Raw genomic sequence first — 24,183 nt, forward strand, 5'->3', positions numbered from 1 at the left:
GGTGATCCGGATCGGCGGTCAGCCGTCGGCCGTCATTATATCTTAAAACACCAGCGTAAACACCGTCCCTTTTCCTACCTGCGACTCCACGTTCAGCTGGCCGTTATGCTGCTGCAAAATCTGCCGCGAAAGGCTTAACCCGATGCCTGAGCCGGTCTTTTTAGTGGTGTAAAAGGGAATGAAAATGTTCTCCAATGCTTCGGGCTCGATACCGTCGCCATTATCACCTACTTCGATCATCACCGTCCCGTCGACCTGGTAGGCCGAGAGGGTAATGAGGCGGTCGGTTTGGTTGGAGAATGCTTCCGAAGCGTTTTTGACGAGGTTAATCAGTACCTGCTGGATCTGGCTGGCGTCGGCTTTTACGGTGAGGGTTTCCGGTTTTACCGATAGTTTCCAGAGAACCCCCGATTGCATGAGGTCGGTTTGGAGCAGCTGGATTACTTCCTGCAACAGCTCCGCTACTTCCAGGTTGGCAAAAACGGGTTTGGGTAAGGTGGTAAAATCGCGGTAGGCATTCACGAACTGCATCATGCCCTTGCTGCGCTTTTCGAGGGTCGATAATGCCTCTTTCAGGTCGTTGACTGCCTCCTGGTCATTCGTAGATTTCTCAATGTCCTCATTCACGATCAGGCGCATGGTGCCTACGAGCGAGACGATGGGCGTCATCGAGTTCATGATCTCGTGCCGGAGTACGCGTGTGAGATTTTGCCAGGATTCGATCTCCTGCTGCTGCAACTCGGTTTGGATATTTTGTAAAACGACGATTTTGACCCACATTCCCCGCAGCTGGATGGCCGCCGCCTGCAATGCCAGCGGCTGGTCGCTGGGCGTGCGGTACAAGTCCCGTACACCGCTGTCGAGGTCGGACAGCAGCTCGTACAGGCGCGGGTGCTTTTCCTTGAGCTCGGAGAGCTGGTGCAGGCGGTAAATGCCCAGCATGCGCAATGCGGCATTGTTGATCAGGTTCACCTGCCCGTTGGCGTCGAAAGTAATGAGGCCGGTACCGATGTGCTGGACGATGGTATTGAGGTATTGCAGGTTTGCTTCCTTCTCCGCACGGGCCTGCCGGAAAGCGTGCAATACTTCGTTGAACTGTTGGTTGAGTTCCTTGAACGTCCGGCCCATTTTGTTGTCCGAACGGAAATTGATCGTGAAATCCGAATACCTTACCGATTCCAGGAAGTAGGTGAGCTTCCGGTTTACATTGGTCACGTACTGGTATAGCAGCGAGCCCTGCACGAATATGAAAATGGTGCCGAGAATGTACACCAGCGTTTCATTGGTGTGCCTGGAAGCCAGCCAGGCGAGGGCGATCACGCTCAGGACAATCACTGTGATCCTGATCATAATCATAATACTGAAATGCCGGAGTCCGATCATGCGGGGTCAGCGGGGATAGGGTCGAGGTTTAGTTTTCGATCACACTTTGCGGCACACCCGACATCTCGCTCAAAATGTATTTTTCGAGCGACGGGATCTTGTAATGTGCCATATCAAACTTTTTATCTTCAAATACTTCCGCCGCCGGCACCGATATGGTGATCATGCCCGCCGCATGCGCCGCACGCAGGCCCGCGTGAGAATCTTCGAAGGCAATGCATTCCTTGGGCAAAACACCGAGCTTTTGGGCCGTGGTAAGGTACACCGCCGGGTGTGGTTTCGTGTATTTTTCCAGTTCGCCGGAATGCCAGGTGTCAAAATAGTCAATAATTTCCAGTCTTTTTAATACGCCCTCGATCAGCTCCATATGCGACGCCGATGCCACGGCCAGTTTCAGGCCCTGTTTTTTGAGCTCCTGCACCAGCGCAATGGCACCCGGCATGGCTTCCGCATTAGCCAGAATAGCATGGTGCGCCTTTACAAGTATTTCAGTTTCAAGTTCTTCGAATGAAGGCGTGTTCCAGGGCTGGACCTGGTGGCAGAAATCGAGGAAAAGCTTGATGGACAGTCCGGTAGTCTGGAGACGAAGTGCTTCGGTTAGTTCGAAATTAACTTTTTGCATGACAGAACGGGCGGCTTCGGTCCACATCGGTTCGGAGTCGATGAGCAGGCCGTCCATGTCGAAAATCGCTGCTTTGATCATGATTTGGGTGGTGTATGGATTTTTGATAACCATTCAAAACTACTACTTTCGTCGGTGATCCCTTTCCTCTTTTTCTCCCAAAAAAACAGAGATGGTAATTCAATTAGAAGCAAACCTCGAAAAACTACGTGCCTCGGCACCGCTGGTGCACAACATTACCAATTTCGTGGTGATGAATTTTACGGCCAATGCATTGCTCGCGGTAGGCGCGTCGCCCGTGATGGCGCATGCGGCAGAGGAGGTGGAAGATATGGTAACGATTGCCGGTGCGCTGGTGGTCAATATTGGTACATTGTCGCCACAGTGGGTCGATGGCATGAAATTGGCTATGAAAAAGGCTGCCGAATCGGGCACGCCCATTATCCTGGACCCCGTAGGGGCCGGCGCGACCCCTTACCGCAACCGCGTGCTTGCCGAATTACTGGAAACGGCCCCGCCGACGATTATCCGTGGGAATGGCTCCGAAATCCTCGCCCTGGCAGGCGCCAGCATTCAAACGAAGGGCGTCGACAGCACGGCCGATAGTACCGGCAGCATCGGGGCTGCGCACGCATTGAGCGAGCGTTTCGGTTCGGTGGTGAGCGTAAGCGGTGCCGTGGACGTGATCGTGCAGGGAAACCGCACCGGCTGGGTTTCCAATGGCGTGCCGCTGATGACGAAGGTAACCGGGATGGGTTGCTCGGCGACTGCCATTGCCGGCGCATTTGCGGCGATTTGTGCGGATCCGTTCGAAGCGGCGGTGTCGGCGGCGGCTACGATGGGTGTTTGCGGCGAGCTGGCCTACCGGAATGCAAAGCTGCCCGGGTCGTTTCAGATCGCTTTTCTGGATACCCTGGCGGACATTAGCCCGGCACATTTGGCCGAATTGAGTAAAATCAGATTGGAATAATGGTAACAACTACCAAAATGCATACGAATTCAAACCTCGGACTCTACCTGGTTACCGACGAGGCTTCCTGCCTCGGTCGCGACTTTTACTGGGTAGTGGAAGAGGCCGTTAAAGGCGGCGTCACGATGGTTCAGCTGCGCGAGAAGTCGCTTTCGACCCGTGCATTCATCGATCGTGCGAAACGTTTGAAAGACCTTTTGGAAACTTATAATGTCCCTTTGATCATTAATGACCGCATCGACGTAGCCCTGGCCGTGGATGCGGACGGTGTGCATATCGGGCAAAGCGATATGCCCTTTCAAGCGGCCCACCGGTTGTTGGGAGAGGGTAAAATCATCGGATTGTCGGCTGAAAAGCAGTCGGACGTGCTCGAAGCGGAGCATTGGAACCTGTCGTACCTGGCCGTGAGCCCCTTGTTTGCGACGCCCACCAAGACCGATACCGAACAGCCCTGGGAGCTGGAAGGCTTGCAATGGGCGGAGATGAACAGCCGGCATCCGTTGGTAGTGATCGGCGGGCTGCACACGGGTAACGCGCGGGAAGCCTTGCAGCACGGTGCCAGCGGCATTGCCGTCGTGTCGGCCATTTGCAGCGCGCCGTCGCCCCGGGAAGCGGCGCAGCAGCTCAAAACCATTATTACTACTCCCGAACCATTCAAAACGCTTAATAACTGACCTATGAACCGTTACCCAACCGTATTGACCATTGCCGGTTCCGACAGCGGAGGTGGCGCGGGCATCCAGGCCGACCTCAAAACGATCGCCGCGCTGGGCGCTTTCGGAACCTCGGCCATTACCGCGCTGACGGCGCAGAACACGCAGGGCGTGCGGGCGATCCACCCGGTACCGCCGGCATTTTTGCAGGAACAGTTGGAAGCTGTTTTCGAGGACATTACCATCGATGCCGTGAAAATCGGGATGGTGAACACCGTGGAAGTGGCGCAGATCATCGCGCAGGTACTCGATCGTTTCAGGCCCCGTTTCGTCGTTTTTGACCCGGTTATGGTGTCTACCAGCGGATCGAAACTGATCCAGGACGAAACCGTTTCCGTACTCTGGAGCGAGCTTTTCCCGCGGGTGAACCTCATTACGCCCAACCTCGACGAAGGCGAAATACTCATTGGCGGCGAGATCCGGACAGCGGAAGCCATGAAAGCGGCGGCCCTTGAAATGACCGAAAGGGGCTGCAAGGCCGTGCTGCTCAAAGGCGGGCATCTGCTCGGCCCGACGATCTACGACGTGCTTGCCCAACGGGAGCAGGAGGCATTGATCCTCGAATCGGATTATATCGACAGCCGGAATGTGCACGGCACGGGCTGCACACTGTCGTCGGCCATTGCCACATTCGTAGCCAAGGGCAACTCGCTCGCCGAGTCGATCATATTCGCGAAGGAATACATTGCCGGCGCCATTCGCTGCGGCGCCGATGTGGTGACGGGGCACGGTCCGGGGCCATTGAACCACTCGTTTTCACCACTTTCCATGCAAGTTTTATCATGAAATTTACCGAACTGCTCTGGGCAGAAGCGTTGCCGATATTCGAACAAATCAAGCTGCACCCGTTCAATCAGGAATTGAAAACAGGGACATTACCGCTCGAAAAGTTTAAATTTTACATTTACCAGGACTCTCTTTACCTCGCCGATTTCGCCCGTGCGCTCGCGGTAGCGGGTACGAAGGCCGGCAACAGCCATGAACTGCTCGATTTCCTGCAATTTGCGCAGAACGCCATTCTCGTGGAGCGCGCATTGCATCTGAGCTATTTCAAAGAATACGTGATCGATTATCAATCGGGCAAAGCGCCGGGTTGTTTTGCCTATACCAATTACCTGATGGCGACGAGCGCTTTCGAATCCTACGAAGTGACCGTAGCCGCATTGCTGCCCTGTTTCTGGATTTACAAGCAGGTTGGCGACTACATTTACGCCAATCAATCCACGCCAAATCCCTATCAAAACTGGATTAACGCCTACGCCGGAGAAGATTTCGCGTACTCCGTACAGAAAGCCCTCGAAATTTGCGACCAACTCGCCGGACAAGCTTCGGAAGCTACGCGCAAGAAGATGACAGAGGCGTATGTGACGGCTTCGAGACTGGAATATGTGTTTTGGGATAGTGCTTACCGGTCGGAAGGATGGGCGGTTTGAGCTTGACGGCCGACCGCTGAGCGCCGGCCGTCAGTCGTCAAAATCCCCCGTCTAAAAATTTCCCCCCAAAAGTTTAGGGTACCCCCCGGCTGAGTTGTCAGAATTGTACAAAACAACCAGCCATGAAAAAATTTATCTTGACCTTGATGGCCGGGGCCGTGAGCGCCCTGGCCTTTGCCCAGCCGGCGCAGACCATCAAAGGACGCGTCGTCGATGCCGAATCGCAGCAGCCGGTGATCGGGGCGAATGTGATCATTACTTCCGTGACGCCTATTCTAGGTGGTGTGACCGACACCGAAGGGAATTTCCGCATTGAAAAAGTACCCGTCGGCCGGCATTCATTCAGAATTACCAGCGTAGGTTATGACGATGCTTTTTTACAGGAGATCAATGTCGGCTCCGGGAAGGAAGTGGAGCTGAATATCAAGCTTACGGAGTCGTTTCGTGCTTTGAATGAGGTTGTTGTGAAAGCGCAGAAGGAGAGTGGCGCGCCGCTGAACGATATGGTGAGCGTGAGCGGTCGCTCCTTTACCGTGGACCAGACGAAACGCTTCGCAGCTTCCGTGAACGACCCGGCGCGGATGGCGATGTCGTTTGCCGGCGTAGCCGCTACGGACGATGGCAGCAACCAGCTCATTATCAGGGGTAACAGCCCGAAGGGCATGCTATGGCGCATGGAAGGCGTCGAAATTCCTAATCCCAACCACTTCGCGCAGGAGGGGGCGAGCGGCGGCGGGATCAGCGCGCTAAGCGCCAACGTGCTTGGTAATTCCGACTTCCTCACCGGCGCTTTTCCCGCCGAATATGGCAATGCCACGTCGGGTGTTTTCGATCTCAAACTCAGAAAAGGGAATAATGAAAAACGCGAATATGCGATGCAGGCGGGCATTCTCGGGCTCGATTTCGCGGCCGAAGGGCCTATTGGCCCCAAAGGCGGCGCTTCTTATCTGGCCAATTATCGCTATTCTACGCTTTCCGTTCTTAATAAAATCGGGGTTAATCTTAATGGCGATGCTTCGATCGATTTTCAGGATGGCGCTTTTAAAGTATATATCCCTTACGACGACAAGGTCGTGGTGAGCGTCTGGGGATTAGGCGGCATGAGCACCTCGAAAGTCGATGACGACGATTGGAAGGAAACATTCAAATCGAACCGGGGCATAATCGGCGTGAACTACCTGCGGTATATCAATAACAAGTCGTACATGGAGCACATTGTTTCTTATTCGGCAACGAGTCAGACCGGTGATTTTTACGATAAAAACATCGACGCGACGTACCAGCAAAAGTTTGTGAATCAGGCATTAAGGCTCTCCTCTTTATATAATTACAAGCTCAATGCACGCAATACCGTGCGGCTCGGCGTGATCATCAATCACCTGGATTTCAATTTATTCGATAAGGACAATGAGGACGGTCCGTACGAGATCAACGTAAACCGGAACGGCAGCACGCAGCTGTTTCAGGCCTATGCGCAGTGGAAGTCGCGTTTAACACCTACCGTTACCTTGAATGCCGGCCTGCACGGGATGCTACTCGCATTGAACAACCGCTCGTCGATCGAGCCGCGGGTAGGGTTGCGGTGGGCGGTTGCACCGCGTTCGACGGTAAGTTTTGGGGCGGGGCTGCATAGCAAGACGGAGTCCATTTCGACGTATTTTGCCCAGGTGAAAGTGTCGGATAATCAGACGGATTTGCTTAACAAAAACCTGAAACTGACCAAATCCGCGCATTTGGTGGCGGGCTACGAATTCCGGCCGTCGGCCAGCTGGCGTATACTCACGGAAAGTTACTACCAGCACCATTATAACATCCCGATCGGCCCAGCCAATACCACGACGCCCTATTTGCTGCACAACTCGCAGCTGAACGAGATCAGCGGTTTTGTCAGCGATTCACTCACGAGCGACGGCAAAGGCCGGAGTTACGGGCTGGAAGTGACGGTGGAGAAGTCGCTCACGGCGGGCATTTACCTGATGAGCACGACCTCTTTATACCAATCCAAATACACGGGCCGCGACGGTATCGAGCGCGACAGCCGGTTCAACGGCAAATATGTCCAGAACTTCCTCGCGGGAAAGGAATGGCGCGTCGGTAGGAACAAAACCAGCATTTTCGCAGCTAATATCAAGCTTTTGGCAGCAGGCGGTAACCGTACCACGCCCATTGACCTGGAAAAATCACGCGAAAAAGGCCGTACCGAACGCGACTGGTCACACAGCTATTCGGAGCAGTTGCCGGGTTACTTCCGTACCGATCTTCGGGTGAGTTATACCCAAAACAAAAAGCGCACGACTTCGACCATTTCGCTCGACTTGCAGAACGCTACTAACCGGCTCAATGCGCTGGACACTTACTACAACAAGAAGGAGGACCGTGTGAAAACGCTTACCCAAACGGGCCTGCTGCCAGTGCTGAATTACCGCCTGGAATTTTAAACGGGGCACATATAGCCGTCCGCCTGTTGATCAAATCCTTGGAACGGTTGTTTTATAGATTTGGGTTCAAACCAAAATTTCAACAGATCTAAAGACAACGGTTATGGAAAAGGATTTGGAAGATAAAGAAGCGATTAAAAAACTGAAATCACTGGCGGAAGACATCCGGTTTTGCATGTACACGACGATCGAAAATGGTAAGATCGTGTCGCGGCCGATGACCACGCTCGATATCGATGCCGAGGGTAATATCTGGTTCTTCACCAGTCGCCATACGGAACTGGTGAAGGACATGCGCCTGGGCGACGCGGTCACGTTGATTTACTCCGACCCGAAAAACAATACTTACCTGAGCATTTCGGGCACGGCGTCGATCGTGGAAAGCGAACGGCGCAAGGACGAACTCTGGAACCTGATGACCAAGGCCTGGTTTCCGGGCGGGAAAGACGATCCCGATCTCGCAGTTTTGCGGGTTACCACGCAGGAAGCGGCTTATTGGGATAGTACTTCTTCCAAAATGGTCGTATTCTTTTCAATGCTGAAAGCGGTGATTACCGGCAGCACACCGGAAGGCGGCGATCATGGCAAATTGAATCTGGTGTAGATGTATATATTGAATGCAAAAGAGGCGGTCGGGTTTCCCGATCGCCTCTCTGTGTTTATAAAAGGCAGAAGCCTCTATTCTGCACTTGCCTCTTCGTTCACGTAGGCTTCTGCCAGTTCGGTAAGCTTGTGGTCGGTTTCACCTTCCTGATCTAGCGTTTGTTGCAGCATATCCGCTACGTCGGAATGGCCCAGCATACGGGCAATGTTGCGCAATGTACCGTACGATGCGATTTCATAATGCTCTACTTTTTGAGCGGCCATAATCAGGCCGCAGTCGCGTACCATGGTGCCCTTCTCGGTACTTTCCAGGATTTCGTTCGCTTCTTCGATCAGTCCCTCCATAGCAGCGCATTTTTTGGCCTGCGCCTTTTCGCCAATGCGGCCGAATATTTCTTCCAGGCGCGCGGCATGTTCCTCCGTTTCCGTGGTATGCTGTTCAAATGCCGTTTTCAGTTCTTCGGAAGTAGCGTTTTTAGACATTTTCGTCAGCGCTTTTGAAAGGTGTTTTTCAGCCCAGTAAATGTCTTTGAGGCCGTCGATAAACAGCTCTTTCAATTTTTCGCTATCGGTTTCGGTGATCTGCTTGGTTGCTGTTTTGCTTTTAGTCGCTTTCATGATGATCTGTTTTGAATGGTCGTCTTTGTTAAACCCGATGGCGGCCGCCACCAGGTGACGCGCTGCTTGCAAAAATCCGTACCAACACGAAAAGGGCGATATGCGCGCAGCTTTCTCCGGCTAATGAGATTTTCCTACACATATACGTGTGGCGCCAGGCCGGATATGCCGGGAATGCTTTTTGAACTGTCTCCCGGGTTAACCAGACGACACCAATGAAAAACAAGGGAGCTACCCAATGGATCATCATACTCGTTTTAATGGCCGCATTGGCCTTCGCGGGCTGGTATTTCTTCAAAAAGAGTGATCCCGACCCGGTTACGGGCCTGAAACCGCGTGTGGAAATGGCCATAGCGCATATCGGCGACGTGACGGACAGTACCATTAAAATGGAGCTGAAAACCTTGGTGCACAATCCGCTGCCCGTTGGGATGCACGTGAAGAAATTTAATTACCTGGTGAAAATGAATGGCCGGACGGTCGTGGAGGACCATTACGGGAAGCCGTTGACGATAAATGCTGCGGATAGTTCGCTGCTGACGTTGCCGGCGAAAGTAAAAATCAAAAACCTGCGCGAGGAAGGCGACGAGGAAGCCGCCAAAGGCAAAGATAGCGCGGATTACCATTTTGAAACCATCCTGCATTTCGAGAAGCCTTTTCTCGGCAAAGATTCGCTCGTACTGGAAATGGATAAGCGCCTGCCGCTTTATCGCCTGCCGATGATCAAAATGGCTGGGTATGACCTCAAAAAATTTGGTTTGAAGGAGTCGGAGATCGTCGTGAAGGTGGAAGTGGCGAACCTCAACCCCTTTTCGCTTGAATTTCAAAATCCCGCCTATGCGATGGATCTGGGCAAGCAAAAGCGCTTTGCCGAAGGAGCCGTGAAGGGCATCACGAAAGTGAAATCCAAAAGCAAGGATGTTTACGAAATTCCGCTTTCGGTCAGTTTGGGCAAGGTTATCAAAGCCGGTGCGCAAATGATCGGGAAAGGCAAGGAGCTGCCGTTTACATTCTATTTCAAGACAAAAATCAAATCCGAAAACGAGGTGCTCGATGGCAGCAACATGAACCTCGTCATGGACGGAGAGTTGAAGGATATCGAGGCGTTTCAGAAGAATATGGGGAGGAAGTGAGGTATTGACGGCTGACGGCTGACCGCTGACCGACGACGGCTGACGGCCGACTGACGCAATCGGCGGTCGGCCGTCGACAAACCTACTGCCTATCAAACCAGATCGTCATCTCGTTTGCGCCGCGGTTGGCCCAGGCGTAGTAGGGGATGAGCGTAATGCTACCCTCTTTCGATTTCAGGGTATTAATGCCGCCCAGCATCTCCTTTTGAAATACCGGCATAAAATCCTGCGTGCCGGACATTTTGATTGACAGCGCTTTGCCGCCGTTATCGTGGCCTTCCGCGCAGTAGAGCACCGGGCCCCGCTCGATCGCTACTTTTCCCTGGTTGCTTTTCAGTTTTTCACTGGCTACCACTTTCCGCACCGGCATATCGAGCGTGAGTTCGACAACATCACCTTTCTTCCAGGTGCGGTTGAGTTTTAAATATCCATGATCAATAGCAGCGTCCGCTTTCTTGCCATTAATGGTTAACCCGACTGGCTGTGCGAGCTTGTCCGCGTAGCTGTACAAATCACCTGGAATGGCCTGGCCGGTAGCCCAGCCCGGAATGCGGATATGGAGCGGAAATGCGCTGCTTTTTTCCGGATCGACCTGAATGCGGATGCTACCCTGCCAAGGATATTGCGTTTGCTGGGTAATCTGCACGGCGGTATTGGGCAGGGTAATGCTGGCTTTGGTATCACCGAACAGGTTGATTACTAATGCATCGCCCTGCGTCGCGTACATGTATGCGGGCATCGAAGGCAGGAAGCGGGATACATTGCTCGGGCAGCAGGCCGTACCGAACCACTCGTGCCGCACCGCGCCCGAACCCTTGTTGAAATCGTTGGTGCCATTCGACGACATTGGATTTACATAAAAGAATGTGTTGCCCTTTACGCCCATTCCGCCGAGGAAGCCATTGTAGAGCACCCGTTCGAAGACATCCATGTATTTGGCTTCGCCGGTGAGCAGGTACATTTTGTGGTTCCAAAACATATTGGCGATGGCGGCGCAGGTTTCGGCGTATGCATTGTCATTGGGAAGCATGTACGGTTTGTCGAATGCTTCGCCGTCTTCGCGGGCACCCATTCCGCCGGTAATGTATTGCTTCTTGTCCGTTGCGTCGTTCCAGATCGCATTAACGGACGCGGCGTCCTGTGCGTCGGGGCGTAATGTGAGCAGGTCGGCTACGCCGGTGTAGAGATATTGCGCACGTACCGCGTGCCCCACGGCCTCGCGCTGGCGTACGAAAGGTACCTGGTCCTGAAAATAAGAAGGGCCGAGTTTGTGTTCATCGAGGAACAATGTACGCTTGTCGGAGCGGCCGCGCATGTCGATGAAGAATTTGGATAAATCGAGGTATTCTTTTTTGCCCGTCACGCGGTAGAGGCGGATCAATGCGAGTTCGGTTTCTTCGTGGCCGGGAACTACGACCATTTGCCCGGCTTTGGGGCCTATTGTCTTCACTAAATGATCGGCATTTTTGATCGCCACATTCAGCAATGTCTTTTTACCGGTAGCCTCGTAATGCGCCACCGCGGCTTCGTACAAATGCCCGACGTTGTACAATTCATGGCTCCCGTTCTCGAACGAATAACGGTAAGGCCCTGCGATCCAGTCGTAAGAGCCGGTCGTGTCCTTGTTGATCGTCCTGATCGTGTACAGATAGCCATCGGGTTCCTGTGCCGCGGCAAAGAGCGTGATGAGGCTGTCGAGGTATTTGTCTAGTTTAGCATCATACTGATTTTGAAGTACATAGGACGCGCCTTCCACGACTTTGAAAACATCCGAATCATCAAACCGGGCACCTTTGAACACCCCTTTTTTCAAACCGCCGGCCACGGCGAAATTGTCGAACCGGCCCGATTCTTCGCATTGGTGCAGAGCATGCGGGACGGTCACAGCGCGCGCGATTTCCACGCGATCGTGCCAGAAACCCTGGGTTGTTTTGACGTTTTTGAGCGGTACCGGCCTGATGCCGCCGTTTTGTGCAAACAGGAAATGGGAGAGAAAAGCAAGGATGAATATAGGAAGCGATTTGGTCATCGGAAGTACAAAGTTGGAACGCAGTTGAGCTTTTGATTGGATATTGACCCAAAAAACATGCCAAGTTCGTACTTCCTTGGGGCCGCAAACGTATTACAAGCCGTATTTTTCCATCCGTCTGTAAAGCGCTGCGCGGCTGAGACCCAGCTCACGGGCGGCGTCGGTGATGTTTCCGTTGAAGCGTTTCAGCGCCTTGATGATCATCGTTTTTTCCATGTCTTCCAGGTCGAAACCGGTAGCGGTGGCAGGCTGCCCGGCCGAACTTTTGAGGAAAAGATCATCAGGTTGCAAGGTTTTTTCCTGCGAGAGGATCACGGCGCGCTCGACGGCGTGCTGCAATTCGCGGATGTTGCCCGGCCAGTTGTACTGCTGCATTTTCTTCACCAATGCATTGCTGATGTCGTTAACGGGACGGTTATACTTTTTGGCGTATTGTTTGAGATAGTACTCGGCCAGTGCGCTGATATCCTCCGGCCTGTCGCGCAGGGGCGGCAGTTCGAGTTCAATGGTATTGATCCGGTAGAGCAAGTCCTGGCGGAATGTCTTTTCGGTCACCATTTTTTCGATATTCATGTTCGTGGCGCACACGAGGCGTACGTCGAGCGCAATGGGCTTGTTGGAGCCGACGCGCGTCACTTTCCGCTCCTGGATGACCGTGAGCAGCTTCGCTTGCAATGGTAATGTAAGGTTGCCGATCTCGTCCAGGAAAATGGTGCCGCCTTTGGCTTCTTCGAACCGGCCGGCGCGGTCCTCCTTGGCGTCGGTAAATGCGCCCTTCACATGCCCGAACAGCTCGCTTTCGAAGAGCGTTTCACTGATCGCACCAAGGTCCACGGCGACAAACGGCTTGTCGGCGCGCTTGGAATGCTGGTGAAGGTGCTTGGCTAGCTGCGTTTTACCGGTACCGTTCTCACCCAATATGAGCACATTGGCATCGGTAGAGGCTACGCGCTCGGTGGTAAGCAGCACCTGCCGCATGCTGTCGCTCGTGGCGACGATGGTGTCCGACGCTGCCTTATTGTTCTTCTTGTCATCGTCTTTGGCTTTTTCTTCCGCTACCGCCACCACTTTGTCTTTTCCGCCTTCCAGTGCCGTAGCGATCGTCGCGAGGAGCTTGTCGTTTTCCCAAGGTTTCAGCACAAAATCGATCGCGCCCGCTTTTATCGCCCGGATGGCCATTTCGATATCGCCGTAAGCCGTGATCATGATCACTTTGGCGGCGGGATTAATATCCAGGATGCGGTCGAGCCAATGGAACCCTTCACGTCCGCTGTTGACGTCGCGGGTGAAGTTCATGTCGAGCAAAATCAGGTTATAATCGCCGTTGGTGACGAGGAATGGCAGTTTCTGGGGATTCTTTTCAATGTCGACGGCCTTGGCGTGGCGTTTCAGTAAAAGTTTGGCGGCACTGAGGACATCAACATCGTCGTCGATAATCAGGATCTTGGCTTCTGATAGTAGCATGGCTGTTTTCTTGTGGTGCGCAGGCGGGTTGACACTGCCGGATAAGGACTTAACGCAATTGTTTGTCAAGATAAGGACGCAATTTGAAATATTATTTCCTAACAAGCTAAAATGTCACTATTTTACCTTTAAAAAGGCCGTTTTGGAGTCTTGTCCGCGCCCGAACAAATTTGTCCGATAACGGACAGGTTTAGCATTGTTATGAATGTAAATGGTATTGATTTTCAAATGATTAGGATGGGTGGTTTGCTTTGGCATAGTGATTGGATGATAGAAGCCAAATACAAAAGCGAACTCAATCACTAACATATAATGGAAGTTAAGACACCTAACTCGACGAGCACCAGCAACGGATTTTCCGGAGGATCAACAATGGACCGAGTCAAACCCAAGAAATTCTGGAATACCAAACGCATCAGCATCATTGGCGGTAGCGTTCTGCTGGTCTCTTTCCTGATTTACCAGTTCTTTTTCGCCGACAAGCGCAGCAAACTGAATGTGGAGCAGGACAAACTGACGATATCGGAGGTTAAGAAAGGCAAGTTCGACGAATTCATCGTCGTGACCGGCGTGGTTCAGCCGCTGAAAACGATCCAGCTCGACGCGATCGTGGGCGGTTATGTTACTGAAAAACTCATCGAAGGCGGTAACATGGTGAAGCAGGGCGACGTGCTGCTCCGCCTGGAAAACCAGAACCTGAAACTAAGCTTCCTCCAATCGGAAACCGAGGCCAGCCGATTGGTAAACGACCTTCAAAATACGCGCCAAAACCTGAAAGTAGCGCGGTTTACCCTGCAAAAGACATTGAGCGACCTCGATTTCCAGCTCGATCAGGCGAAAGATGCGCATGACCGCAATGTGAAATTGTACAAGGATAAAGTCATCCCGGAGGCGGATTATCTGAAAACGAAGCGCGATTACGAAAAGCTGGTCAGACAGCGCGAGATCGAGATCGAATCGCAGAAATACCAGGAAGAGAACGCCAAAATGCAGATTAACCAGCTTGAAGGCACGTTGGCCAGCACGCAGAAAAACGTGAGCCTGTGGCGCCAGACATTGGATAACCTCGTGGTCAAAGCGCCGGTGTCGGGCCTGCTGTCGTCGATGAACATCGAAGTCGGTTCGAACATCAGCCAGGGACAAAATATCGGTCAGATCGACGATTTGAATGGCTTTAAAATGCGTGTCAGCGTGGATGAGCATTATCTGTCGCGGATTTTCGTCGGGCTCGCAGGCTCGATGGAGTTCAATGGCAAGGATTACGGCTTGAAAATCATCAAGATATACCCGGAGATTTTGAGCGGACGATTCGAAGTGGACATGAAGTTTGACAATGGCGCGCCGGAACTGGTGAAGAGAGGTCAATCGGCGCCGATCCGTCTGCAACTCGGGCAGCCTTCGCAGGCTACATTGCTGCCGGTCGGTGGTTTCTTCTCAGAAACCGGCGGGAACTGGGTGTACGTAGTAGGCGACGGCGGCAAACGCGCAGCAAAACGCAAAATCACTTTGGGCCGTAAAAACCCGGAATATTTCGAAGTCCTCGAAGGCTTGCAGCCAGGTGAAAAAGTCATCACGAGCTCTTATGAGAACTTTGGAGATAATGAAGTCCTAGAATTCTAAAAGCGACGGTCGGTCGTCGGCCGTCAAATACCTTCAATACCAGAATTAATCACGAAACCCAGCCGACATTCGCGTGCCGAACGCACCGAGCCGAAGCCGAAAGCCAGAAAAAACAATGATCAAGATTAACAACATGCACAAGGTATTTTCTACCGAGGAAGTAGAAACCACGGCCCTCAATGGCATCGACATGGAAGTGAAAGACGGCGAATTCGTCGCTATCATGGGCCCTTCCGGTTGCGGAAAATCGACCTTGCTGAACATCCTTGGGCTGCTGGACAACCCCAGTGAAGGCTCTTACGAGTTTTATGGCACGGAAGTAGCCAAAATGTCGGAACGCCAGCGTGCGCAGATCCGCAAGGGCAACATTGGTTTCGTGTTCCAAAGCTTTAACCTGATCGACGAGCTGACGGTGTACGAAAACGTGGAGCTGCCGCTGCTTTACCTCAAAACCCCTCCGGCAGAGCGCAAGGAGAAAGTGGAAGCCGCATTGACCCGCATGAACATGATGCACCGCCGCAACCACTTCCCGCAGCAGCTTTCGGGTGGTCAGCAGCAGCGTACGGCCATTGCCCGTGCCGTGGTGGCATCCCCCAAAACAATCCTGGCCGATGAGCCTACGGGTAACCTCGACTCTAAAAACGGGGAAGAAGTAATGAACCTGCTCAGCCAGCTCAACGGCGCCGGAACGACTATCCTTATGGTAACGCACTCGCCGTACGACGCCGGTTTCGCACACCGTATCGTGAACCTGTTCGACGGCAAGATCGTCACCGAGAAAATACATGTTTAGAAATTCTCCGGCTATTGGCGACTAGCGTGGCAGTATAGCAGGAAACTGATGCGGGGGCGTCCGGCCCCTTGGAACGTGACGTGAATACCCGGTGGATGCCCACTGAACCACAGCTAGTTTTGAACAATATGCCAAATCTAACCATGAAGAAAATTCTAACCATCCTGTTGGCCGGCGTGAGCACGCTGGCCATCGCCCAAAAAAGAGCTTACCTGAGCAGAAGCATCGACGACGACGGCACGAAGCTGTCGATCAAGGTATCCGGCACGCTGGACGGAAAAGAAGTTGACATTAACAAGACCTTCGATGTGGCCGGTATGAGCCAGGAAGACCGCGAGGCGCTGCGCGATAAGGTCTTATCGTCCATCGCAGAAGGTAACCTCGAACTGCCCGCCCCGAAAACGCCCTGCAGCGAATCAGTGGCCGTAGCGACTCCCAAACGGAAGCCTAGGCCCGCGGCACCGGTAGCACCCGTAAAGAAGCATTCCGACGAGGATGAATCAGCGGCCAACGAGCCTGAGACAATGGCTTTCTCTTCCAATGAGGTGAATGCGGAGATCGTATCGTCGGGGAAAGGGTTTATCAAGGAGCCGGTTTCAACGGACCCGAAAGGTTTTTCCAAACACGTGCGCTACAACTCCGAAACCGGCGAAATGTTTGTCAAATACCGGTTTATGAAAAACGGGGAGGAATACATCTACGAAAAGACCGTGAATGCCGCCGAAAAATCTGAAAAGGAACGGTCGAAGATCGTCGAAAACTTTGAAAGCGAGATAGGGTTGCCTGGTCAGGGCATGGAAATGTAAAAGTTTGAATTAATGCTTAAAAATTATCTGAAAATTGCCTGGCGGAATCTGCGTAAACACAAGTTTTACACGTTTCTGAACATATTCGGTTTGTCGCTTGGGTTGGCAAGTTGCCTGCTCATTACGCTTTACGTGGTGGACGAACTGAGTTACGACCGTTCTTTTGGCCATGCCGACCGGATTTACCGGGTCAATGCAGATATCCGTTTCGGCGGTGCCGACATGTCGCTGGCCGTCGCGCCCGATCCGTTGGCATTTACCCTGAAAAAGGATTACCCGCAGATCGAGCAGGTGGTGCGGTTGCGGGAGAACGGGAGCATGCTGGCACGGCGCACCAACAGGACCGAAAATTTAAAAGAAGACCACGTTTTCTACGCGGATTCGACATTTTTCCAGGTTTTCTCCGTGCCGTTACTGGAAGGTGACATCAAAAAAGCGCTGGCAGAACCGCGCACAGCCGTCATTTCGGAGAGGGATGCCGCCAAATATTTTGGTAAGGAGAGCCCGATCGGGAAGACACTGCTCCTCGATAATGAGGTGACATATACCGTTTCCGGCGTGATGGAGAACATTTCAGCACATTCGCACATGCACGATGTTGATATGCTACTTTCAATGAGTGGTTTGGAAAGCAGCCGGCAGAACGATTGGGGAAGCCATAATTTTAATACCTATATACTTTTCCGTGAGGGAGTGGATGCAAAGCAATTCGAAAGAAATTTTGAATCGATGCTTGTAAAGTACACGGATAAGTGGCTGAGGGCATTTCTGGGCGCGTCGCTCGATGAAGTTCGGAAATCGGGCAGCTATCTGAAATATTCGTTACAGCCATTAACAGATATTCACCTCCGTTCGGATCGCACTGCCGAAGTTAATGCCAATGGCAACATCCAGTATGTGTACATTTTTGCGGTAGTGGCTGTTTTTCTGCTGTCTATTGCATGCGTCAATTTTATGAATCTCGCCACGGCACGTTCGGCCAACCGGGCGAAAGAAGTAGGCGTGCGTAAAGCGCTGGGTTCGGAGCGGTCTTCACTGATAAGCCAGTTTCTGACCGAGTCGGTCATGTTGAGTTTCTTCTCGCTGGCCCTCGCAATGCTGATCGCCTACCTGGCATTGCCGCTGTTCAACAACCTGGCCAGCAAGCAAATCGCATTCCCGATTGCCAACGTCTGGTTTTGGGCGATCGCGCTTACTACCGGCGGGATTGTGGGTGTACTTGCAGGAAGCTACCCGGCTTTCTTTCTCTCGAAGTTTAAGCCGCTGAAAGTGCTCAAAAATACCATTGAACTGGAAGGGAAGGGGAGCGGCTATTTACGTAATGGGCTGGTGGTGTTTCAATTTGTGATTTCGGTGATGCTCATTGTAGGCACCGGGGTTATCCACCGGCAACTAAACTACATTCAAACCAAAAAACTTGGTTTTAACAAAGATCAAATGCTGATTGTCAACGATGCTTATGCGTTGGACAACCAGGTAAAAGCATTCAAAGAGCAGGTATTGAGCTTGCCAAATGTGGAAAGTGCCACGGTAAGCAGCTTTTTACCAACTCCTTCATCCCGTACCGATCACACCTTTTTCCCGGTAGGACAAATGCAGCAGGACAAAGGCATTAACATGCAAAAATGGGCAGTGGATTATGATTTTGTCAAAACGATGCAGCTCAAAATGGCGAGCGGCCGCGCATTCGACGAATCCTTTCCCTCCGATTCGACCGGTATCGTTATCAATGAAGCAGCGGCAAAAGTGCTGGGTTATGCGGACCCGATTGGTAAGAAGATATTTGGTTACGAAGACGCCGCATTAAAGAAGCGCGTCGACTACACCATCATCGGCGTGGTGAAAAACTTCCATTTCGAATCGCTGCGGAAGAACATCGGCGCATTGAGCCTCATTTTATATAAAAGTAATGGCTCGGTCGTGTTCCGTATGAAAGGCGGCGACGCTCCGCAGACAGTAGGGCAAGTCGAGGCATTGTGGAAAAAAATGGCACCTGGCCAGCCTTTCAACTACCGCTTCATGGACCAGGATTTCGACAATGTCTATCGCAGCGAGCAGCGGGTAGGAGAGATATTCATCACATTCGCAACGATTTCGATCATCATCGGTTGTCTTGGACTTTTTGGCTTATCCGCATTTACGGCAGAGCGCCGCACGAAAGAGATTGGCGTGAGGAAGGTGCTCGGCGCGAGCGTTGTCAATATTGTAGCGTTGCTGTCGAAGGAGTTTTTGAAACTGATCCTTATCGCGATCGTGATCGGCAGCCCTATCGCCTGGTTCGGGATGAACTATTGGCTGAGCGACTTCGCTTACCACGTCGACCTGGCCTGGTGGATGTTCGCCGTCGCGGGGTTGCTCGCTATCGTCATCGCACTGCTCACGGTAAGTTTCCAAAGTGTGAAAGCCGCGCTAATGAACCCGGTGAAGTCGTTGAAATCGGAGTAGGTTCCAAACAAAGCTAGGAACTACCAGTCATAATTATTGGCCTCGTCTCGGTCGAATTTAAAATTACTCAGGTAGACACGAAGGTTTTTAAAGAGGTCGCTGATTTCTTGCAGCTGTTGCTACTTTTCTTCTTCGATTTTTATCTGTTCCGGATTTAGTTCAAACACGATTATTTCAACCTGTTTGCCTATCATTTCTTTTGGCAATTCAACAACGCAAAACGGGCCCTTTGGGGTAGTGATTTTTCTTATTAGTTCCATGACTGCATATCGTCTTTTGTGTATCCCAATTTAGGACTTGGCAAGTCATTAAACGAATTATTCCATCACCAATGAACTAACGGTATGCTTAAAAGTTATTTGAAAATCGCCTGGCGGAATTTGTTGAAAAACAAGATGTTCAGTTCGATCAATATCCTCGGGTTGGCGCTGGGGATGGCTTGCAGTTTGCTGATCATGCTGTGGGTGCAGGACGAGATCAGGATGGACCGCTTTCATGAATTCGACGAGCGGCTCTATTCGGTGATGGAAAACCAGCATTATTCGGGCGAGATCAATACCTATGCCGCCACGCCGGGTATCCTGGCGGAAAATATCGTGAAGGATATTCCGGAAATCGAAAAGGCCAGCCAGGTGCTTTGGGAGCAGTCGCCGGTGCTGCGGGCCGGGGACGTGTACGACAATGAAAAGGGCCGCTACGTACAAGGCGATTTTCTGAATATGTTCTCCTTCAAACTCACCAAAGGTGATGCGCGGACGGCACTGAAACGCCCCGATGGCATTGTGATAACCCAAAAACTGGCCGACAAATACTTCAAAGGGCAGGACCCGCTCGGGAAAGCGATGCGTGTCGATAACAAAGACGATGTGGTCGTGACCGGGGTGTTCGCAGAGATCCCGAGGTATTCTTCGATGAAATTCGATTTCATGATGAGCTATGACCGTTGGCAGAAAGGGGCTGAGTGGTCGAAAGAATGGGGCAACAACGGGCCGAGGTGCGCCGTGCTGCTCGCTAAAAACGCCGATGTGAATAAGGTCAATGCGAAGATCAAGGATTATGTCAAAACCAAAAACAAGGATAGCAACGTCGATCTTTTCCTGATCAACTACGGAAAGTCGTACCTCTATTCGAATTGGGAGGCCGGCAAGCAAAACGGAGGCCGCATTGAATATGTGCGGATGTTCACGATCGTAGCGGTATTCATACTCATTATCGCCTGCATCAACTTCATGAACCTCGCCACGGCGCGCTCTGTGAAACGCGCCAAGGAAGTGGGCCTGCGCAAGGTGGTGGGCGCCTATAAAACGAGCCTTATCGGCCAGTTCATGGGCGAATCGATCCTCATTACGCTGCTGGCGCTGGTCGTCGCGATCGCCATTGTGCTGGTATTACTTCCGGGATTCAACTCGCTGACGGACAAGCAGCTTTCACTCGATTTCTTCGACCCGTCCTTCCTGCTGCTGTTGCTGGCATTGACGCTCATCACCGGTTTGGTGGCCGGCAGCTATCCCGCATTGTTCATGTCGTCGCTAAACCCGGTGACCATTCTGAAAGGCGCGTTGAAATTCAAACCCAATGCAACCTATTTCCGGCAGGGGCTGGTCGTGTTCCAGTTTGGCCTGTCGATTTTATTGATCCTTTCGATGATCGTCATTTACCGCCAGATCGACTATATCCAGCACAAGAACCTCGGTTTCAGCCAGGAAAACCTGCTCTACATTCCGAATATCGAGAATACCATGAGCACCAATTTCGATGCATTCAAGCAGGCGCTCGAAGCGGAGCCGGGCATTAAGTCGGTAGCGCGCTCGCAGGCTAACCCGCTCGCCTACGGGAGCTCCACGATGGGCGTCAGCTGGCCAGGCAAGGATACGACCAAGCAGCTGCTGTTCAGCGTGAATCCGGTAGGTTTTGATTTTGTAAAAACAATGGGTATCCAGCTGCTCGACGGCCGTGATTTCAGTCCGACGTTTGGAACGGATACTTCCAACTACCTCGTGAATGAGGCGGCCGCGAAGAAGATCGGCTACAAGGATCCCGTCGGGAAGGAGCTGACGATGTGGGGCAAAAAGGGAAAGATCGTCGGGCTGATGAAGGACTTTCACATTGGCTCGCTGCACGTGGCCATTGATCCGCTGGTGATCAACCTGCAACCGAAAAAAGAAGCCTGGGGCGTTGGGATGGTCCGTGCCGAAGCCGGGAAAACAAGGCAGGCTATCGAAAGCCTCGAACGGGTTTTCAGGCGGTACAATTCCGGCGTGCCGTTCAAATACCATTTCGCGGATGAGGAATTTGCCAACTTGTATAAAGCCGAAACGGTCGTGGGCAAGCTCTCCAATTACTTTGCATTCCTCGCCATTTTTATCTCCTGCCTGGGATTATTCGGCCTTGCCGCATTTACTGCCGAGCAGCGCACGAAGGAAATTGGTGTGCGTAAAGTGCTGGGCGCGAGCGTGTCGAACCTCGTAGGGATGCTGTCCGCGGATTTTGTCAAACTCGTGCTCATCGCCGCCGTCATTGCCTTCCCGGTCGCCTGGTACTTCCTGAACGGCTGGCTCGAAAAATATGCATTCCGCATTGAAATGGAATGGTGGTATTTCGCCGTCGCCGGTGTGGCCGCCCTGGCCATCGCCTTGTTCACGGTCAGTTTCCAGGCCATCAAAGCGGCATTGATGAACCCGGTCAAATCATTGAAATCCGAATAGGAGGAGGAATAACACGCTCATGTTCAAGAATTATCTCAAAATCGCCATCCGAAATCTCACGAGGAACAAGGTTTTCTCGGTGATCAACATCGCCGGGCTGTCGCTCGGGCTCACCTGCTGCATGCTCATCGTGCTTTATACGAAGGACGAAGTGAGTTTCGACCGTTTTCAGGCCAACAAGGACCGGCTCTACCGGATCATGGTCACGAGCAAGGGCGAAAACGAAACCCGTACGTTCGGGAGTACCAATGCGATCCACGGCCCGACTTTCAAGCAAGACATTCCGGAGGTAAAGGAAGTGGTACGGGCGCAGAGCAGTACATTTGTTGTTAAAAAGGGAAATGAGATCCTGAAAGAGGACATTCTGTTCGCGGACGAGCCTTTCTTCACCGTTTTCTCCATGCCGTTGCTTTCGGGAGACCCCGAAACGGTGCTGTCGGACATTCATTCGATCGTCGTGAGCGAGGACCTGGCGGAAAAATATTTTGGTGACGCGAATGCCGTGGGGCAGACGATGAACCTCAAAATCGGGGATGATTTCGAGCCGTTTGTCGTGTCGGGCGTGGCGAAACGCTGCCCGCAGAACTCGTCGATCCAGTTTGACGCCGTGCTGCCGTTCAAATTCCAGGAGGCCAGGGGCTGGACGGACACCGAATGGATGGGTTTTTATATGAACACCTTTTTACTTCTGCATGAAAAGGCCGATTACCACGCGGTGGCTCAGAAAATGAACCTGGTTTCGAAGAGCAAGATGATGGAAGAAGCGGCGAAGCACAAGGATTTCAAAATGCAGGTGACTTTCGCACTCATGCCGTTCCTGGACATGCATTTGCAGAGCGAAAACGGGGATTTGCGCAATGGCCTCGACCATGCCAGCAGCCCCGTTTATTCCTACATATTGTCGGGTATCGCCATTTTTATCCTGCTGATCGCCTGCATCAACTTCGTGAACCTGACCGTCGCCCGGTCGCTGAACCGCGCAAAGGAAATCGGCGTGCGTAAAGTAGTGGGTAGCTTGCGTAAGCAGCTCATTTACCAGTTTTTGGGTGAATCTTTTCTACTTTCTTTCATTGCATTCACATTCGCCATCGCGCTGACGCAAGTCGTACTGCCAGTATTCAACGACCTCGCTAACAAGCAGCTGGCATTGTCGTACCTGCTCGATAGCGGGCTGGTGACAGGTTACATAGGGCTGTTTTTGATGACCGGCCTCGTTGCGGGCGTGTACCCGGCGCTCGTACTATCGGGTTTCAGCCCGGTCCAGACGCTTTACAACCGCGCGCGGCTCACGCAGAAAAATTACCTCACCAAGGGGCTCGTCATTTTCCAGTTTGCATTGTCGGTTTGCCTGGTGATCGGCACAATTGTCATTTATTCTCAATTCAAGTATTTGACTAACAAGAATTTAGGGTATAATGATAAGAACCTGGTAAGCATTAGCCTCGGTCGGGGCGGTTCTGGGAAAGAAATATTGGAAGTAGTTCAGAACGAATTGCAGCATACAGCCGGCATCGCTTCGGTGGCGGCATTCAACGGGAACTACAATGGCACGGTGGCGCAAGTCGACGGACAGGAAATTGGTTTCGGCTATATCGGCGTGGACGATCATTTCCTGGGCACACTGCAAATCCCCGTACTGCAAGGCCGGAATTTTTCCAAAGCATTTTCCACCGATCCTGCGGACGCGATCGTCGTCAACGAGGCATTTGTGAAGAAAGCCGGGTTGAAAAATCCGATAGGGCAGGAAGTGGATTTTGTGTGGAAAAACAAGAAATTGAAGATTATCGGTGTCATCCGCGACTATCACTATGCGTCCTTGAAAGACACCATCAAACCGCTGGTATTGACCCAGGACCCGGGTTACCGGCTCGGCACGCTATTCGCGAAGCTCGATTCGAAGGACATTCCTGCGACGATCCGGTCTATCGAGAAGATTTTCCGGCAGCATGTCAAATACCTGCCTTTTGAATACAAATTTGAAGACGAAGCCAACCTGAAACGTTACGAATCCGAGGCTAAATGGAAGCAGATGATCACGCTCGCGGCGGTATTGTCCATTTTCGTTTCGTGTATCGGGCTGTTCGGTCTGGCGACCTTCAATGCGGAAATGCGCATCAAGGAAGTGGGCATCCGGAAGGTGCTCGGTGCGTCCGTAACGAGCATTGCCGCGCTGCTTTCGATGGATTTTGTCAAACTCGTAATCGTCTCGATCATCATCGCGCTGCCGGTTTCCTATTACGGCGCCAATATCTGGCTGGAAGATTTCCCTTACCGCATTGCCATGTCGTGGTCGTACTTCGCCTGGGCGGCGCTGCTGGCCATGGCTATCGCCGTGCTGACGGTAAGCTACCAGAGCATCCGCGCCGCTTTGATGAATCCCGTTAAAAGTTTAAGAAATGATTGATGGA

At 52.3% G+C, this 24,183-nt stretch carries 18 protein-coding genes; 13 read left to right on the forward strand and 5 right to left on the reverse strand.

The window, feature by feature from the left end; all coding sequences use genetic code 11:
• Positions 1-42: 42 nt before the first annotated feature.
• Complete coding sequence (locus tag H144_RS0111525; RefSeq protein WP_019942218.1) at positions 43-1,356, reverse strand: sensor histidine kinase; 1,314 nt, start codon at positions 1,354-1,356, stop codon at positions 43-45.
• A gap of 55 nt (positions 1,357-1,411) precedes the next feature.
• Complete coding sequence (gene hxpB, locus H144_RS0111530) at positions 1,412-2,086, reverse strand: hexitol phosphatase HxpB (RefSeq protein WP_033402591.1); 675 nt, start codon at positions 2,084-2,086, stop codon at positions 1,412-1,414.
• Positions 2,087-2,177: 91 nt separating this feature from the next.
• Here hxpB and thiM point away from each other — a divergent pair, with 91 nt between their 5' ends.
• The 6 genes from thiM to H144_RS0111560 all read left to right on the forward strand — a co-directional run bounded on the left by thiM (position 2,178) and on the right by H144_RS0111560 (position 8,163).
• Entirely contained in the window at positions 2,178-2,975 is a 798-nt protein-coding gene (thiM, locus tag H144_RS0111535) for a hydroxyethylthiazole kinase (protein WP_019942220.1), read from the forward strand.
• A 17-nt stretch (positions 2,976-2,992) separates the two neighbouring features.
• Entirely contained in the window at positions 2,993-3,649 is a 657-nt protein-coding gene (gene thiE, locus H144_RS0111540) for a thiamine phosphate synthase (RefSeq protein ID WP_033402593.1), read from the forward strand.
• A 3-nt stretch (positions 3,650-3,652) separates the two neighbouring features.
• On the forward strand, positions 3,653-4,474 hold the full coding sequence (gene thiD, locus H144_RS0111545) for a bifunctional hydroxymethylpyrimidine kinase/phosphomethylpyrimidine kinase (RefSeq protein ID WP_019942222.1): 822 nt from the start codon (positions 3,653-3,655) through the stop codon (positions 4,472-4,474).
• Positions 4,471-5,121: a thiaminase II gene (gene tenA, locus H144_RS0111550; protein WP_019942223.1), complete on the forward strand. Its 651-nt coding sequence runs from the start codon at positions 4,471-4,473 to the stop codon at positions 5,119-5,121. Before thiD ends, tenA begins: the two co-directional genes overlap by 4 nt.
• Before the next feature lie 122 nt (positions 5,122-5,243).
• Complete coding sequence (locus H144_RS0111555; RefSeq protein ID WP_019942224.1) at positions 5,244-7,559, forward strand: TonB-dependent receptor; 2,316 nt, start codon at positions 5,244-5,246, stop codon at positions 7,557-7,559.
• A gap of 103 nt (positions 7,560-7,662) precedes the next feature.
• Positions 7,663-8,163 carry a pyridoxamine 5'-phosphate oxidase family protein gene (locus tag H144_RS0111560; RefSeq protein ID WP_019942225.1) on the forward strand — a complete coding sequence of 167 codons (501 nt, stop codon included), beginning with the start codon at positions 7,663-7,665 and terminating at the stop codon, positions 8,161-8,163.
• Between the two features lie 74 nt (positions 8,164-8,237).
• Here the strand turns inward: H144_RS0111560 and H144_RS0111565 are convergent, their stop codons facing one another.
• A complete protein-coding gene (locus H144_RS0111565) occupies positions 8,238-8,780 on the reverse strand; it encodes a YciE/YciF ferroxidase family protein (RefSeq protein ID WP_026350617.1) in 543 nt (180 codons plus the stop codon).
• Positions 8,781-8,995: 215 nt separating this feature from the next.
• Between H144_RS0111565 and H144_RS0111570 the strand changes: the two genes are divergently transcribed.
• A complete protein-coding gene (locus tag H144_RS0111570; protein WP_019942227.1) occupies positions 8,996-9,913 on the forward strand; it encodes an LEA type 2 family protein in 918 nt (305 codons plus the stop codon).
• 82 nt (positions 9,914-9,995) lie between these two features.
• Here H144_RS0111570 and H144_RS0111575 read toward each other — a convergent pair whose 3' ends face one another.
• Positions 9,996-11,942, reverse strand: coding sequence for a glycoside hydrolase family 127 protein (locus tag H144_RS0111575; protein ID WP_019942228.1), 1,947 nt, complete (start codon positions 11,940-11,942; stop codon positions 9,996-9,998).
• Between the two features lie 93 nt (positions 11,943-12,035).
• Positions 12,036-13,406 (reverse strand): sigma-54-dependent transcriptional regulator, encoded by a 1,371-nt coding sequence (locus H144_RS0111580; protein WP_026350618.1) that lies wholly within the window; start codon positions 13,404-13,406, stop codon positions 12,036-12,038.
• A 372-nt stretch (positions 13,407-13,778) separates the two neighbouring features.
• Between H144_RS0111580 and H144_RS0111590 the strand changes: the two genes are divergently transcribed.
• The 6 genes from H144_RS0111590 (at position 13,779) to H144_RS0111620 (ending at position 24,179) form a co-directional block, all read left to right on the forward strand.
• Complete coding sequence (locus H144_RS0111590; protein WP_019942231.1) at positions 13,779-15,026, forward strand: efflux RND transporter periplasmic adaptor subunit; 1,248 nt, start codon at positions 13,779-13,781, stop codon at positions 15,024-15,026.
• 115 nt (positions 15,027-15,141) lie between these two features.
• Positions 15,142-15,819: an ABC transporter ATP-binding protein gene (locus H144_RS0111595; RefSeq protein ID WP_026350619.1), complete on the forward strand. Its 678-nt coding sequence runs from the start codon at positions 15,142-15,144 to the stop codon at positions 15,817-15,819.
• 143 nt (positions 15,820-15,962) lie between these two features.
• Positions 15,963-16,625 carry a hypothetical protein gene (locus H144_RS0111600; protein WP_019942233.1) on the forward strand — a complete coding sequence of 221 codons (663 nt, stop codon included), beginning with the start codon at positions 15,963-15,965 and terminating at the stop codon, positions 16,623-16,625.
• A 12-nt stretch (positions 16,626-16,637) separates the two neighbouring features.
• Positions 16,638-19,070: an ABC transporter permease gene (locus tag H144_RS0111605; protein WP_019942234.1), complete on the forward strand. Its 2,433-nt coding sequence runs from the start codon at positions 16,638-16,640 to the stop codon at positions 19,068-19,070.
• A 344-nt stretch (positions 19,071-19,414) separates the two neighbouring features.
• The gene (locus tag H144_RS0111615; RefSeq protein WP_019942236.1) at positions 19,415-21,775 is read left to right on the forward strand and encodes an ABC transporter permease; all 2,361 of its coding nucleotides are present in this window, start codon (positions 19,415-19,417) and stop codon (positions 21,773-21,775) included.
• Positions 21,776-21,794: 19 nt separating this feature from the next.
• Entirely contained in the window at positions 21,795-24,179 is a 2,385-nt protein-coding gene (locus H144_RS0111620; protein WP_019942237.1) for an ABC transporter permease, read from the forward strand.
• The last annotated feature ends 4 nt before the right edge of the window (positions 24,180-24,183 follow it).

Source organism: Dyadobacter beijingensis DSM 21582 (assembly GCF_000382205.1).
GTDB classification, from domain to species: domain Bacteria; phylum Bacteroidota; class Bacteroidia; order Cytophagales; family Spirosomataceae; genus Dyadobacter; species Dyadobacter beijingensis.

What these genes read in the sequence shown, in the direction of transcription:
- H144_RS0111580 (WP_026350618.1), bottom strand. Translation starts at nt 13,406, where the DNA reads ATGCTACTATCAGAAGCCAAGATCCTGATTATCGACGACGATGTTGAT.
- thiD (WP_019942222.1), top strand. Translation starts at nt 3,653, where the DNA reads ATGAACCGTTACCCAACCGTATTGACCATTGCCGGTTCCGACAGCGGA.
- H144_RS0111570 (WP_019942227.1), top strand. Translation starts at nt 8,996, where the DNA reads ATGAAAAACAAGGGAGCTACCCAATGGATCATCATACTCGTTTTAATG.
- H144_RS0111525 (WP_019942218.1), bottom strand. Translation starts at nt 1,356, where the DNA reads ATGATTATGATCAGGATCACAGTGATTGTCCTGAGCGTGATCGCCCTC.
- H144_RS0111560 (WP_019942225.1), top strand. Translation starts at nt 7,663, where the DNA reads ATGGAAAAGGATTTGGAAGATAAAGAAGCGATTAAAAAACTGAAATCA.
- H144_RS0111565 (WP_026350617.1), bottom strand. Translation starts at nt 8,780, where the DNA reads ATGAAAGCGACTAAAAGCAAAACAGCAACCAAGCAGATCACCGAAACC.
- H144_RS0111620 (WP_019942237.1), top strand. Translation starts at nt 21,795, where the DNA reads ATGTTCAAGAATTATCTCAAAATCGCCATCCGAAATCTCACGAGGAAC.
- H144_RS0111555 (WP_019942224.1), top strand. Translation starts at nt 5,244, where the DNA reads ATGAAAAAATTTATCTTGACCTTGATGGCCGGGGCCGTGAGCGCCCTG.
- thiE (WP_033402593.1), top strand. Translation starts at nt 2,993, where the DNA reads ATGCATACGAATTCAAACCTCGGACTCTACCTGGTTACCGACGAGGCT.
- H144_RS0111615 (WP_019942236.1), top strand. Translation starts at nt 19,415, where the DNA reads ATGCTTAAAAGTTATTTGAAAATCGCCTGGCGGAATTTGTTGAAAAAC.
- H144_RS0111605 (WP_019942234.1), top strand. Translation starts at nt 16,638, where the DNA reads ATGCTTAAAAATTATCTGAAAATTGCCTGGCGGAATCTGCGTAAACAC.
- thiM (WP_019942220.1), top strand. Translation starts at nt 2,178, where the DNA reads ATGGTAATTCAATTAGAAGCAAACCTCGAAAAACTACGTGCCTCGGCA.
- H144_RS0111575 (WP_019942228.1), bottom strand. Translation starts at nt 11,942, where the DNA reads ATGACCAAATCGCTTCCTATATTCATCCTTGCTTTTCTCTCCCATTTC.
- H144_RS0111590 (WP_019942231.1), top strand. Translation starts at nt 13,779, where the DNA reads ATGGACCGAGTCAAACCCAAGAAATTCTGGAATACCAAACGCATCAGC.
- tenA (WP_019942223.1), top strand. Translation starts at nt 4,471, where the DNA reads ATGAAATTTACCGAACTGCTCTGGGCAGAAGCGTTGCCGATATTCGAA.
- H144_RS0111600 (WP_019942233.1), top strand. Translation starts at nt 15,963, where the DNA reads ATGAAGAAAATTCTAACCATCCTGTTGGCCGGCGTGAGCACGCTGGCC.
- hxpB (WP_033402591.1), bottom strand. Translation starts at nt 2,086, where the DNA reads ATGATCAAAGCAGCGATTTTCGACATGGACGGCCTGCTCATCGACTCC.
- H144_RS0111595 (WP_026350619.1), top strand. Translation starts at nt 15,142, where the DNA reads ATGATCAAGATTAACAACATGCACAAGGTATTTTCTACCGAGGAAGTA.